This is a genomic window from Streptomyces lichenis, assembly GCF_023218175.1.
In the GTDB taxonomy this organism is placed as follows: Bacteria; Actinomycetota; Actinomycetes; order Streptomycetales; family Streptomycetaceae; genus Streptomyces; species Streptomyces lichenis.
This window is the reverse complement of the sequence record NZ_JALPTH010000019.1, coordinates 107,998-123,136: the sequence shown is the minus strand read 5'-3', so window position 1 is coordinate 123,136 and position 15,139 is coordinate 107,998. Positions and strand designations below refer to the sequence as shown.

Below are 15,139 nucleotides of genomic sequence, written 5' to 3'. Positions count from 1 at the left end.
GGAACCGATCGGTCTCGATACGGTTCCGACTCCTGCGCCGAGGCCCGGCTTCGACTAGCTTGCCTGGCATGATCAGCGCTCCCGGGCCGTCGTTCACCGAGGTGCTCACCTCCTCCGGCCCTCCGCTCGTCCTGGACGGCGGCCTCGCCCACCAGCTGGAGACCACCGGACACGACCTGGGCGGCGCGCTGTGGTCGGCCCGGCTGCTCGGCGACGACCCCGAGGCGGTGGTCGCGGCGCACCAGGCGTACTTCGAGGCGGGCGCCGGCACCGTGATCACCGCGAGCTACCAGGCGAGCTTCGAGGGGTTCGCCCGCCTCGGCATCGGCCCCGACCGGGCGGCCGCGCTGCTGGCACGGAGCGTGGAGCTGGCCCGGGAGGCGGCCCGGCGGGCGGAGGCGCGCACACCCGGCCGGGCGCTGTGGGTGGCCGCCTCGGCCGGCCCGTACGGGGCGATGCTCGCCGACGGCTCGGAGTACCGGGGGCAGTACGGGCTGGCGGTACGGGAGTTGGAGCGGTTCCACCGGCCGCGGCTGGAGGTGCTGGCGGCCGCCCGGCCCGACGCGCTGGCCCTGGAGACGGTGCCGGACGCCGACGAGGGCCGCGCCCTGGTCCGGGCGGTACGCGGACTGGGCGTGCCGGCCTGGCTGTCGTACAGCGTGGAGGGCGGCCGGACCCGGGCGGGCCAGCCGCTGGAGGAGGCGTTCGCGGTCGCGGCGGACGCGGAGGAGATCGTCGCCGTGGGCGTCAACTGCTGCCGCCCGGAGGAGGTGGCCCGGGCCGTGTCGGTGGCCGCGCGGGTGACCGGCAAGCCGGTGGTGGCGTACCCCAACAGCGGTGAGCGCTGGGACGCCGGGGCGGGCGCCTGGCGCGGTCCGGTGACCTTCTCGGCCGACCGGCTCGCCCAGTGGCGGCGGGCCGGGGCCCGGCTGGTGGGCGGCTGCTGCCGGGTGGGCCCGGAGCGGATCGCCGCGCTGGCACGGGAGGCGCGCCCCTCCGGCGTACGCGCCGGCCGCACGCGCCCGGCGCACTGAGGGACGGGGCGCGACGTGTCCGGGGGAACGCGGCGGTGGCTTATGCCCTCCTCCTTACCGGAGGGCCGCCGTACGGCACGTAGGCGACGCCGTACCGACGACGCACCCGCACACGATCCCCCAGAGCACGAACGAACGGACCCATGGCTCCTGCAACGCTCCTGGACGTCCTGCTGAACGCGGCGGACGAGTCCCCCGGGCAAGTCCTCGTCCATGTCCGCGGGGACGGTACCGAGAGGGCCGTCACCTTCCGGGAGCTCCTGGGAGAGTCCCTGCGCGTCGCGGGCGGTCTGCGCGAGGCGGGGGTCGCCCCCGGCACCTTTCTGCCGCTGCTCGCGGACCGGGGCGAGGACTTCCAGCCGATGTTCTGGGGCGCGCTGGCGGCCGGGCTGGTGCCGGTGCCACTGGCACCCGACGCACGGCGGGTGGGCCCGGTGTGGGAGCACCTGGGCCGCCCGCCCGTGCTGGTGGACGCGGCCTGCGCGCCGGTGGCCGCCGAACTGCCCGGCCCGGTGCGGGTCCTGCGGTTGGAGACGCTGCGGGAGTGCCCCGTACCCGCCTCCCCCGCCGTACCGGCCCCCGAGGACCTGGCCTTTCTCCAGTTCTCCTCCGGCAGCACCGGCGCGCCCAAGGGGGTGGAGCTGACGCATGCCGCGGTGGTGGCCAATCTGCGCCAGATCGTCGCCGCGTCGGACCTCACGGAGCGGGACGTCCTGGTCAGCTGGATGCCCTACTTCCACGACATGGGGCTGATCGGCACCCATCTGGCGCCGCTGGCCGCCCGGTCGAAGCAGGTGAGGATCGGCCCCCTGTCGTTCGCCAAGAACCCCTCCCTGTGGTTCGAGACCGCCGCCCGGCACCGGGCCAGCGTGCTGTCGGCCGCCAACTTCGCGCTGGCGCTGGCCGTCCGCCGCGTCCCGGACGAGGTGCTCGCCGGGCTGGACCTCGGCGCGGTGCGGCTGATGCTGGTGGGCGCCGAGCCGATCTCCGCGACGGTATGGCGGGACTTCGCCGCCAAACTGCGGCCGGCCGGGCTGGATCCGCGCGCGGCGACACCCGTCTACGGCCTGGCCGAGGCGACCCTGGCCGTCACCTTCCCTCCGCCGGGCGAGACGGCCGTCCCGGTGGCCCTGGAGCGGGCGGCCCTCAGCCGGGGCGTGGCCGTGGAGCGCGCGGCGGGCGGGGACGCGGTGGAGGTGATGGACGTCGGCCCGCCGGTGCCGGGCTGCTCGGTCCGGATCACGGACGGCGCCGGGCGACTGCTGGGCGACCGGCGGGTGGGACACATCGAGGTGAGCGGCCCGCAACTCGCCCGCGGCTACCACGGCCTGCCGGAGGCGACGGCGCTGTCTTTCATCGGTGACACGGGCGGGTCCGGCGGCACCGACGGCTCCGGCGGTTCTGGCGGTTCTGGCGGTACCAACGGCCCCGGCGGCTCCCACGGCCCGGACGGCACCGGCCGATGGCTGCGCACCGGGGATCTGGGGTTTCTGCGGGGTGGCCGGCTCTGTGTCACCGGGCGGCACAAGGACGTCCTCTTCCTCAACGGCCGCACCTTCCACGCCCCGGACATGGAGGAGGTCGCGGCGGCGACCCCCGGGCTGCCGCCGGGAAGCCCGGTGGTGGTCGGCTCGACGGACCCGGTGACGGGTGGTGAGCGGGTGGTGGTCTTCGTCCCCTGGGCCCGGCCACCGGGCGGCGCGGCCGGGGTCCTGGACCAGGTCGCGCGGCGGGTGCGGACCGCGCTGGTCCACGACGACGTACGGGTGCTGGCGCTGCCCCCCTCGGCCTTCCCCCGGACCACCAGCGGCAAGGTGCAGCGGCAGCGCATGCGCACCCGCTTCGAGGAGGGCCACTACCGGCCCGCCGCGACCTCTGGAGGCCCCGTTCCGCCGGCGGCCGCCCAGCCGACTCGCTCACCCGCCGGTGTCCGGCAGCTGGTGCGCGGGGTCTGGGCCCGGGTGCTGGGGGTGCCCGAGGCCTCGATCGGCGACCGGGACGCGTTCGCCGCCCTGGGGGGCACCTCGCTGAAGGCCATGGAGGTCCTGGCCGGACTGGAGGAGGCGCTGGGGACCACCCTGGGCCCCGCCCTGATGCGCCATGACACCGTGGCCGCGTTGGCCGACCACCTGCCGGCCACGGCGGAGGAGGCGACGGCCCCGGTGGCCACGGCAGCCGCACGGCCGGGGGAGGCGACGGCGGTGGTCGCGCTGGCCTGCCGCTTCCCCGGGGCGTCCACCCCGGAGGAGTTCTGGGAGCTGCTGGAGGCCGGCCGCGACCAGGTCACCGAGGTACGGCCGGACCGCTGGGGCGCCGAGGCGGCGGCAGCCCCGTACACCGGGCGGTGGGGCGCCTTCCTGCCCGACCCGGCCGACTTCGACGCGGAGCACTTCGGCATCGGCGAGGAGGAGGCCCGCACCCTGGATCCGCAGGCCCGGATCTTCCTGGAACTCGCCCATGAGGCGCTGGAACGGGCCGGTTACGCGGGGCCCCGCCGGCGCGGTCTGCGGATCGGGGTCTTCGCCGCCGTCGGGGACAGCGGCTACCGGCAGGTCCTCGCCGGGGCCGCCCCCGCCGCGCCGCCGTCCGCGACCACGCTGACCGGCAACCTCCCCAGCCTGATCGCCGCCCGGGTCTCGCAGTGCCTGGACCTGGACGGCCCGGCGCTCGCCGTGGACACCGCCTGCTCGTCGGGGCTGGTCGCGCTGCATCTGGCCCGGCGCAGCCTGGCGGAGGGCGAGTGCGACATCGCCGTCGTCGGCGGGGTCAATCTGCACCTCACCCCGGACGGCTACCAGGCCCTGGAGGCCGCGCGGGCGCTGTCCCCCACCGGGCGCAGCCGGGCGTTCAGCACGGCGGCCGACGGGTTCGTCCCCGGCGAGGGCGGCGCGGCCCTGGTGCTGCGGCGGCTGGGGGACGCCCGCCGGGACGGCGACCACATGCTCGCCGTGGTCCGGGGCACGGCGGTCAACAACGACGGTACGAGTCTGAGCCTGATGGCGCCCAACCCGCTGCGGCAGCGCGAGGTGATCAGCCGCGCCTACCAGGACTGCGGGGTCGACCCGGCCTCCGTGAGCTATGTCGAGGCCCATGGCACGGGCACGGCTGTCGGCGATCCGGTCGAACTGCGGTCCCTGGCCCATGCCTTCCCCGCCCGTGCGGACGGCCGGCCACGGCTGCTGGGCTCGGTGAAGACCAACCTCGGGCATCTGCTGAACGCGGCCGCGCTGCCCTCACTGGTGAAGGTGGTGCTGGCCCTCGGGCACGGCCGGCTGCCCGCCTCGCCGCACTCCTCGCCGCCCTCCCCCGCCGTCGAGCGGTCCGGGTTCGCCCTGGTCACCGAGGCGACCGCCTGGCCGTCGTCCGACGGCCCCCGCAGGGCCGGGGTCAACGCCTTCGGCTTCGGCGGCACCAACGCCCACGCGGTGCTGGAGCAGGCGCCGCCGCCCCTGGCGGAGGGCCCGGACGAGGACGGCGAACGGCCGGCGGGCCCACGGCTGCTGACGCTCTCGGCGCGTACCGCCCCCGGTCTGGACGCCTGGGCCTCCCGCCTTCTCGGTCATCTGCGTGAGCACCCGGAGCTGGACGAGGCCGAGGTGTGCCGGGCGGCGGCCATGGCCCGGGACGAGGGGGACCACCGGCTCGCCCTCGTCTCCGATCCCGGCGGGCTGCGCGACCGCCTGGCCGCCGCCGTCGCCCCGGCAGCCGGTACGGGGGCGGTGCGGGCGACCGTGGCGCACCGGCCCCGTACCGTCTTCGTCTTCCCCGGCCAGGGTGCGCCGCGACCGGGCCAGGGCCGTGCGCTGTACGAGACGGCGCCGGTGTACCGCGCCACCCTGGACGAGGCCTCCGCCCGGGTCGGCCCGGTGCGCGGACGGGAGTTGAGGGACTGGTGCACCGACCCCGGGGCGGACCTGAAGGCCCTGGCCGCGACCGAGGTGGCCCAGCCGCTGCTGGTGGCCCACGGGGTGGCCGTGGCACGGCAGTTGGCGGACTGGGGGGTGCGACCGGACGCGCTGCTCGGGCACAGTGTCGGTGAACTCACCGCCGCCTGCGCCGGAGGGGCGCTTTCCTTCGCCGACACCCTGGCCTTCGCGGCCGAACGCGGGCGGCTGATGGGGACGGCGACCCCGCCGGGCGCGATGGCGGCGGTGCGCGGGGCCGACGAGGAGCAGGTGGCGGCCCTGGTGGCGGCGGCCCCCGGTGAACTCGCGGTCGCCGCGTACAACGGTCCCGGCGCACTGGTGCTCTCCGGCAATGCTGAGGCGGTCACGAGGGCGGCGACCCGGCTCACCGAGGCCGGGGCGACCGTACGGCCTCTGGAGGTGACCCGGGCGTTCCACTCCCCGCTGATGGAGCCGATCGCCCCGGCTTTGACCGAGGCGGCGCGCGCCCTGACCATCTCGGCCCCGGCCGTCCCGCTGCTGAGCACCCTCACCGCCGAGTGGCAGCCGACCCTGGACCCGGACCGGCTGCGCGAACACGCGCTGCGCCCGGTGCTGTTCGGGCGGGCCGTGGCGCGGCTGCTGGACGAGGGCTATGACACCTTCGTGGAGGTCGGCCCGCGCCAGAGCCTCGCCGGTCATATCCGGGCGGCGGCCACCGGCGAGCGGGCGGGCGGAGACGTCCTCGTGCTCTCCGCACCCTCCGCACCCGCCGGGCCCTCCCTGGACGAGGTCGCGGGCGGGGCGCGGGAGTTGCTGGAGACGGTGGCGCGGCTGTGGGCGCGCGGGGTGCGCCTGGACCGGCCGATACGGGGCGCGGAGCGGCGGCGGGTGCCGCTGCCCCCGTACCCCTACCAGCGACGCCGCCACTGGCCCGAGGAGACCCGGTTGCTGCACCGCGTCGTCTGGCAGCCGACGCCGCCTCCGCCGCCACCGTCCGGCGGTACGGCGCCGGTGCTGGTGACCGGCCCGGACTCGGCGGCCGCCTACGCGCTGACGCGGCAGCTCGCGGAACGCGGCATACCGGTGACCACGGATCCGGACGCGCGCCCGGCGACGGTGCTGCTCCTGGCGGGGCCCGCCGCACACGCGACGACGGCGGCGGACATCGAAGACGTCCAGCGCGAGTTGGTCACGGCCTTCCAGGAGGCCCTTGCCCTGCTCGACCTGTCCGGGGCCGACCGGCTGCTGGTGGTGACCGACGACGCGCACACCACCGGGCACGGCCCCGAGCGGCCGGAACCGACGCAGTCGGTGCTGGGCGGGCTGAGCCTGGCCGTGCCGGTGGAGTCCCCGGGAGTGGTGGCCGACTGGCTCGACCTCTGCTCCCTCGATGACCCCGGGGAGCGGCTGCGGGCCGTGCTCGCCGAGGTGGTGGCATCGCAGGCGGAGGGGGTGGTGGCCGCCTGGCGCGGCGGGCGGCGGTTGCTGCGGACGGTCGCACCGCAGGGGGTGGGGCTGCCCGCCGTCCGGGACCGGCTGCCCGCCGACGGCACCTTCCTGATCACCGGCGGTGGCGGCGGCCTCGGCTCGGCCCTGGCCCGGGAGCTCGCCGGTCGCGGCCGGCCGGTGCTCCGGCTCACCGGCCGCTCCCCGCAGCCTCCGGCGGGCCTGCTGGAAGAACTCGCCGCACTGGGTGCCGAGGCCCACTACCACCGGGCCGACCTCACCTCCCGGGACGACGTGGAAGCGCTGGTCGCCGCCCTGCCCGCAGCCCCGGACGCGGTCTTCCACGCGGCCGGAACGGTCCGCCCGGGGAGCCTGCGCGGGACCAAGCCGGAGGAGACGGTGGAGGCGTTCGGGGCGAAGACCCTGGGCACCCTGCTGCTCTCCGAGGCGCTGCGTCGGCAGGACCGGGGCCCCGGGCTGTGCGTGGCCTTCTCCTCGGTCTCCTCGGTGCTGCCGGGCCTGGCGAGGGGGTTGGGCTCCTACGCGGCGGCCAACGCCTTCCTGGACGCCTTCGCCGCCGCCGAACGGCAGGCCGGACGGCCCTGGTTGTCGGTGAACCTCGGGCCGTTCGCCGAGACCGGCCTGGCCGCCGGGTTCGCGGCCGACACCCTGCCCGGTGCCGGAGGCCGTCCGCTGGCGACCGCTCCGGCCCTGGCAGCGCTCCGGGACGCCTGCGGCATGGGCCTGGCCCAACTGCTGCTCGCCGACCGGACGATGGACGGTCCGGATCGCGTACGCGACACCCGACCGCCCTCGCGTCCCGCACCGCAGAGGTCCACGGGGCCGATGGACCCCTCCGGCACCGCCGCGCTGCTGCGGGAGCTGCTGGCCGAGTCCCTGGGCGTACCGGTGCACACCATCGATGACGACGCGCCGTTCCTCTCCCTCGGGCTGGACTCGCTGGGCGCGGTCGACCTGGTCAAGCGGCTCGAACGCCGGGCCGGGCGGACCCTGCCGACCACCCTCTTCTTCGAGTACCGGACCGTACGCGAACTGGCCGCCCACCTGGACGCGGAGCCCGCCTCCCAGCAGCCCCGGGCGTCCCAGGAGGCCGCCGACCGGGCCGCGCCCTTCGCCCTGACCCCCGTACAACTCGCCCTGCACACCAGCAGCCGGCTGTATCCGGACCTCCCGGCCCGGGGCCATCTGCGGATGGCCGTCCAGGGCCCCCTGGACACCGAGCTGCTCGGCCGGGCCCTGGCCGTACTGGCCGAACGGCACCCCATGCTGCGGCTGCGGATCGAGGACACGGGGAACGGGCCGATGCAGTACCCGGCACCGGCCGCACCGCTGCCGACCTGGTACGAGGTCCGGGCCTGCGGGGCCGGGGAGGTGGCCGAGCTGGAGACGGCCCTGTGCAACCGGCCCTTCGACCTGAGCACGGAACCGCCGGTACGCGCCCTGCTGCTCCGTCAGGACGCCGACCTCGCCCGACTGCTGCTGGTCGCGCACCACACGGCGGCCGACGGCTACAGCCTGAACCTGCTGGCCGAGGAGGTGTGGGAGACCTACACCCTGCTGGCGCGGGGCGAGCTCCCGGCCCCGGCACCGGGCGGGCCGGGCTTCGCCGCCTACGCGGCCGCCGAGGGCAGGGGGTCCGGCGGCACCGCACCGGAGGCGGACCGCCGCTACTGGTCCGAGCGGCTGGCGGCGAGGGCGCCGGAACCGCTGCGGCTGCCCTGTGACGGCGATCCGGACGGGCCGCCGTCGGGCCCGCTGGTCCAGCACTACGGCGCGCTCGACGCACCCCTGACCGCCGCCCTGGAGCGGCTGGCCGCCGAGCACGAGGTGTCGCTCTTCCAGCTGCTGCTCGCCGGGTATGTGCGCTGCCTCGCCCGGTGGACGGACCGACCGGACATCGCGGTCAATGTGGCCCGGGCCCGGCGGGAGGGGCGCTTCCCCGGGTTGGACCGGCTGGTGGCCCCGCTCGCCGACACGCTTCCGCTGCTCTGCGAGACGGCCCCCGAGGAGCCGGTGGTCGAACTGGCCCGGCGGCTGCGCGGGATATGGCTGGAGAGCGAGCGGCACTCCGGGGTGAGCAGCCTGGACCTGGCCGCGCTGCTGCCCGGCGGCGGTGGTCCCCGTACGGTGAGCCCGGCGGGCTTCAGCTTCGCCCGCTTCCCCGCCCGGCTCGCCGCCGACTGCCCGGTGGAGGTACGGGCCGAGGCGGCCGGCACCGGGTCGGCCGCGACCCGGCTGAGCCTGCTGTGCTGGGCGGACGGACCCGAGCTGCGGCTCTCCTGGAACTTCCCGCTGCCGCTGTTCCGGCCGGAGACGGTGGCCCGGCTGGACCAGGAGTTCCGCGCCGAACTGGCCGCCGCCCTCACCGCCCCCGCACCTTCCCGGTCATCCGGCGTGGTCGATCGACTGCTCCGGCAGTTCCGCGCCACGCCCGGGGCGACCGCCGTGTCCGCCGACGGCACGGCGCTCGGCTACGCGGAGCTGGACCGTGCCTCCGCTCTGCTGGCCGCGCGGTTGCGCGACGCCGGGGTGCGGCCCGGGGCGCTGGTCGGGCTGCTCACCGAGCCCGGCCCGGACACCGTGGTCGGCGTGGTCGGCATCCTGCGCGCCGGGGCCGGCTGGGTCCCGCTGGACCCGGCCCATCCGCCCGCCCGGCTGGCGGACCAGCTGCGGCGCGCGGAGGTCTCCACGGTGGTGTGCCACGCACCGACCCTGACCGCAGCCCGGGCCTTCGACGGAATGCGGGCGGTGCCGGTCGACGGCCCATCGGACGCCACGGCGGCCACTCCCGTCCCCGTACCCACGCATGACCCCGAGGCGATCGCCTACGTCATCTTCACCTCGGGCTCCACGGGCCGCCCCAAGGCAGTGCCAATCACCCACCGGTCGATGGAGAACTACCTGGACTGGGCCATCGCCACCTTCGGCTACGGATCCGGTGACCGGCTGGCGCAGACCGCGTCGCCCTGCTTCGACGCCTCGGTACGCCAGCTCCTCGCCCCGCTGCTGGTCGGCGGCACCGTGGTGACCGTGCCCAGGGAGCTGCTGCGCGATCCCGAACTGCTGCTCGCCCACGCGGAACGGACCCGGATCACCGTGTGGAGCTCCGTGCCGACACTGTGGGAGCAGTTGCTGTCGGCCGCCGAGCAGCGGGTGCGTGACGGCGGGCCGGTGCCGGATCTGTCGGCGCTGCGATGGGTGCATGTGGGGGGCGAGGCCCTGTCCGCCGCCCAGGTGCGCCGCTGGTTCGACCTGTTCGGCGCGGGGCAGCGGATCGCCAATCTGTACGGGCCCACCGAGACGACCGTCAACGCCACCTGCCACCTCATCGCGGAGCGCCCGGCCGACGAGGAGCGCGCCCTGCCGATCGGACGGCCGGTGGCCGGTACGGAGTTGGCGGTCGTCGCCCCCGACGGCACCCTGTGCGGGCCGGAACAGCCGGGTGAGCTGCTGATCGCGGGGGCCGGACTGACCCCCGGCTACCTCGGCCAACCCGAGCTGACCGCACGGGCGTTCACCGTGCGGGACGGGCGCCGCTGGTACCGCAGCGGCGACCGGGTCCGCCGCCGGGCGGACGGGGTGCTGGAGTTCCTCGGCCGGATCGACGACCAGGTGAAGATCCGGGGGAACCGGGTGGAGCCCGGGGAGGTGGAGGCGGCCCTGCTGACCCATCCCGGCCTCGCCCAGGTCGCGGTCATCGCCCATGAGGGGCGGCTGCTCGCCTTCGTCACCGCCCGGCCCGGCGCCGGGCAACCGGATCCACGTGCGGTGCGCCGCCATCTGGCCGGTCTGCTGCCGCCCTCCATGGTCCCCTCGCGGATCACCGTGCTGGCCAAGCTGCCGCTCACCGGCACCGGCAAGGTCGACCGCCGCGCGCTGGCCGGCCGTACAGGGGACCCGGCGACCGCCACCGCCCCCACATCCGCAGACCCCACCACCCCCACCGAACAACAACTCGCGCACATCTGGTGTGAGGTGCTGGAGGTCAAGACGGTCCACCGGGAGGACGACTTCTTCGAGCTGGGCGGTGACTCGCTGCTGGTCCTCCAGGTGTTCGCCCGGCTCGGCGAGGTCAGGTCCCCGCTGCCCCGGCCGACCGTGGTCTACGAGCACCGCACCCTGGCCGCGCTCGCGGCGGCGGTGGACGCGGCCACCGCCCAGCGGACGCCTCCGACCGTCGCACCCGCCGACCCCGCCACCCCCTTCCCGGTCACCGCCGTCCAGCGCGGCTTCCTGCTCGCCGAGGCGCTGGCACCCGGTGGAGGCGGCGGTTCCTGGACGGCACGGCTGCGGCTGACCGGCGCCCTGGATCCCGAGCTGTTCCAGTCGGCGGTGGATGCGCTGGTGGAGCGCCACGGCATGCTCCGTACCGTCTTCCCGGCCGGTGCCCGGCCACCCGTACAGCAGGAACTCCCGCCCTCGCTGCGGCTGCCGGTCACCTTCGCGCGGATCACCGACCAGGCCGAGGTGGAGGCGTACGCGGCGGCCGAGGGCGCGCGGCGCCTGGAACCCTGGGCCTGGCCCCTGCTGCGGCTCCATGTCCTCACCCTCGGCGCGCGCGAGCATGTCCTGCTGGTCCACGCCCATCATCTGATCGGCGACGGATACAGCGCCGCGCTGCTCCTCCAGGAGCTGACCGCCTTCTACGAGCAGCTGGCGGCGGGCCGCCGCCCCGTCGAGCCGCCCGCGCCCCGCGCCACCTTCCGCGACCACGCCCTGCTGCCGGCCGATGCCGCCCCCGGCCCGGCACGGCAGGCCCGGACGGAGGCGATGGAGGCCCCCTACCGGCCCCCCGTACTGCGCGCGGAGAAGGCCCCCGCACCGTTCCACTCCACCACCTTCCTGCTCGGCGGCGAGCACACGGCGGCGCTGCGGACGCTCGCCGCCAAAGCGGGGGCAACGCTCTACGCACCCCTGCTGACCGCGTACCACCAGCAGTTGACGCACCTCACCGGCCAGGCGGACCTGATCGTCGGGCTGGCGGTGAGCGGTCGCGACGGCCCGCTGCCGGATGTGCACCGGATCTTCGGCCCGTTCGCCACCGCCGTCCCCGTCCGCCCGGCGGCCGCCCCGCACGGGGACGAGGCGTTCGCGGAGGCGCTGCGCCGGGTGGTGGCCGAGGCCGAGGAGGCGCGCCGATACGAGGAGGTGGTGCCCCGGGACGGCGACGGGCTGCCGCTGACGGCGCAGTTCTTCTTCACCTTCCTGGACTTCTCCGTGCTGTCCTCCCCGCCCGGGCGGTCGCTGACGGTGTCCTGGGACGACGGGGACAGCGCGTTCGCGCCGCCCTCCTCGGTGACGGATGTGTTCCTGGCCGTGCGGCCGGAGGAGGACGGCGGCCTGCGGGTGACGGTGCGGGGCTCCGCCGCCGCCTTCTCCCCCGCCGCCCTGGCGGACTTCGCCCGGGCGCTACGGGACCGCCTCGACCGGGCCACCGACCCCCACCACACCCCATGCACCATGGACGCCGCGCTGATCGGCTATCTGCCGTCCCCGGGCCACCTGGCGCGGCTGGCGGGTCTGCCGGAGGAGGCCCTGCGGCGGGAGGAGCTGCGCGCGCTGCTCTTCCCCGACGGGGCGCCGAGGCTGCTGGAGACGGTACGGACCGGACTGGGCCGCTCGGGCTTCGTCTGCGTGCCCCTCTTCGCCGACGAACTGGCCGATGAACTCCGAGGAGATGGCGGGCTGGTGGGCCATACCGCCCGCGCGGTGGCGCTGGCCTCCTCGCTCGGTGCCCGGTGTGTCTCGCTGGCCGGGATGATCCCGTCGCTGACCGGCTACGGCTTCGAGGTGCTGCGCGCCTCGGAGGGGGCGGGCTCGACGGTGGAGGTGACGACCGGGCATGCGGCGACCGTGGTCTCGGTGGTCCGGACGGTGCAGGTGGCGCTGGACGCCCTCGGGCGCGAACTGGCCGACCTGGACGTGGCGTTCGTCGGGCTCGGGTCGATCGGCGCCTCCTCGCTGGAGCTGCTGCTCGGCCGGGCGGCCCGGCCGCCCCGGCGGCTGCTGCTCTGCGACGCGCCGGGCAGCGGTGCGCGGCTGGAGCGGTTGGCGCGGCGGCTGAGGGAGCGCGGTCTGGCGGGTGAGGTGGCGGTGGTGGAGTCCCGGCCCGCCCTGCCGGACGCGGTGTACGGGGCCGGGCTGCTGGTCACGGCGGTGAGCGGTTTTGCCACCCTGCTGGACGTGGACCGGCTGGCGCCGGGCGCCGTGGTGGTGGACGACTCCTTCCCGCACTGCTTCGACACCGGGCGGGCGCTGGCCCGGATGCGGGAGCGCCGGGACGTCCTGGTCCTGGGCGGTGGGCTGCTGCACCTCGGCGAGGTGAGCCGGGAGGTCGCCGACGGTCTGCCGCCGGCGGCAGCGGCCGGCTATCTCGCCCAGCCGTGGATCGCGGGCACGCTCGCCTCCTGCCGGGTGGAGTCACTGCTGCACGCCGCCGACCCCGGACTCCGCCCGGTGCACGGCCTGGTGGACCCGGCGGCCGCCCTCGCCCACTGGGCGGCGGTGGAGCACGCCGGGGTGGCGGCAGGGCCACTGCATCTGCTGGGCCACACCCTCGGACCGGAGCTGGTGGCGGAGGTGAGGGCCGCCCACCGCGACTCCCCTTCCCGATGATCGTTCGATCATCTGGCCGCTCGCTCTTGACCGTCACCCGATCGGTCGATCACGATCTCCCCGTCGCCGGTCCGCAGGCGGCTGTCCGTACGGCGGGGAGGCTGGTTCCGGCATGACCGGTATATCCGGAAGCGGCGAGCACCCGGGGAGCGCGGCGCAACTGCTGCGGCTCCCCGGCGAGGACCGGGCCCTCAGCCCGTACACCGGCTACACCCGCGCCCACTGGGAGGCCGCCGCCGACGGGCTGGTGCGGGCGGCCTGGCGGTGGGCGACACCGGGCGGGGCGCTGCTGGACCTGCCCGGGCGGCCATCCGTCTCGGGGGTGCGCTCCGACGGGCTGGAGGGGTACGCCCGGACCTTTCTCGCGGCGGCCTTCCGGGTGGCCGGGGCGGGCGGCGAGGATCCGTACGGGCTGCTCGGCCGGTACGCGGACGGGCTGGCGGCCGGCACCCTGCACCCCGGCCGGGAGGACGCCGAGTCCTGGCCGGTGATCCTGGACCACGGGGTGGGCGGCCAGCCGATGGTGGAGTCCGCCTCGGTGGCGCTGGGGCTGCGGCTGACCCGGCCCTGGCTGTGGGACCGGCTGGACGAGGGCGTACGGGACCGGGCCGAGGCCTGGCTGCGCGGGGCGCTGCGGCACACCCCGGCGCCCAACAACTGGTACCTCTTCCCGCTGGCCGTCGCCGGGTTCCTGGAGTCGGTGGGGCGCGGCGACGCCGAGACCGCCCGGGCCGTCGAGCGGGGGCTGGGGCTGCTGGAACGCTGGTACCGGGGGGACGGCTGGTACGCGGACGGCGAGGGGCGGGCGTTCGACCACTACAACGGCTGGGCGCTGCACCTCTATCCGGTGCTGCACGCCCATCTGGCGGGCGACACGGACATGCTCGCGCGCTACGGGGAGCGGCTGCGCGAGCATCTGCTCGGCCTCGGCTCGCTGTTCGGCGCCGACGGGGCGCCGGTGTACTTCGGCCGGTCGCTGGCGTACCGGTTCGCGGCGGGCGCGGCGGTGGGCGCGGGCGCGGTCATCGGGTACACCCCGCTGGCGCCGGGGGCCTCGCGACGGCTGCTGAGCGGCTGTCTGCGCCACTTCCTGGACCGGGGCGCGGTGGACGGGCAGACCGGGCTGCTGACGCCCGGCTGGTACGGGCCGCATCCGCCGACCCTCCAGAACTACTCGGGCCCGGCGTCGCCCTACTGGGCCTCCAAGGCGTTCGTGGCGCTGCTGGCCGGGCCGGAGCATCCGCTGTGGACAACCGTGGAGGAGGCGGGCCCGGTGGAGGGCCCGGACCGGGTGCTGGCCCTGCCGGGACCGGGGCTGCTGGTGCAGACGACCGGCGCGGACGGGGTGGCCCGGCTGCACAACCACGGCAGTGACGCGGTCGCCCCCTGGACCGGGGACACCGCGGCCGGGTCCGATCCGCTGTACGGGCGGTTCGCCTACTCCACCGCGACCGGGCCGACGGCCGAGGGCAACGCACCGGACAACCATCTGGCCGTGGAGGTGGCCGGAGCCGCCTCGGTGCGCTGCCGGATCCGGCCGCTGGGCGCGGGCGGCGGTGCGGGCTGGGGCTGGGCCGCCTCCGCGCACCGTCCGGTCCTCCCGGCCGGTCGGCCGCTGCCGCCGGACCTGGAGGTGGTGAGCGTGACGGTGGCCTACGGGCGGTACGAGCTGCGGGTGCACCGCGTGACCGGCCTGCCGCCGGGCGCCCGGCTCCGGCTGACCGGCTGGGCCACCGGCCCGGACCAGCCGCTCACCTCCCAGCTCCACGGGCTCTCCGGCTGGGCCGGCCACCACGAGCTCCGGGCGCCCGACGGCACGGCGTTCACCCCCTGGGCGGTGCTCCCCCGGCTCACCGCCGGGCCGGTGGAGGGGGACGGGGCACCGCGGGTGCTGGTGGCCCTCGCCTCCCTCACCGGTATCGAGGCACCGGCACAGCTGACCGGGGCGGCGGAGGTGGTCCACGCCGACGCGGAAGGGGTGTCGGTGCGCTGGGCCCCCGGGGACGTGGGCGCGGTGACCCGGATCGCCTTCGACCCGCTCACGGTCGGCCATGATCCCGTACCGCCTCCACCGGACTGAGATGATCGAGGGGAACCACCGGACTCCGGGCACGCTCCGGACCTCGGAAGGGAGCC

At 76.3% G+C, this 15,139-nt stretch carries 3 protein-coding genes; all 3 read left to right on the top strand.

The genetic code is table 11. The features are described 5' to 3' along the window. The first annotated feature begins 68 nt into the window (after positions 1-68). On the top strand, positions 69-1,034 hold the full coding sequence (mmuM, locus tag M1O15_RS19975; RefSeq protein ID WP_248635350.1) for a homocysteine S-methyltransferase: 966 nt from the start codon (positions 69-71) through the stop codon (positions 1,032-1,034). Between the two features lie 143 nt (positions 1,035-1,177). Continuing rightward, complete coding sequence (locus tag M1O15_RS19970) at positions 1,178-13,003, top strand: non-ribosomal peptide synthetase/type I polyketide synthase (protein WP_248635348.1); 11,826 nt, start codon at positions 1,178-1,180, stop codon at positions 13,001-13,003. Positions 13,004-13,115: 112 nt separating this feature from the next. Continuing rightward, positions 13,116-15,083, top strand: coding sequence for a DUF2264 domain-containing protein (locus tag M1O15_RS19965; RefSeq protein WP_248635346.1), 1,968 nt, complete (start codon positions 13,116-13,118; stop codon positions 15,081-15,083). Positions 15,084-15,139: the final 56 nt, after the last annotated feature.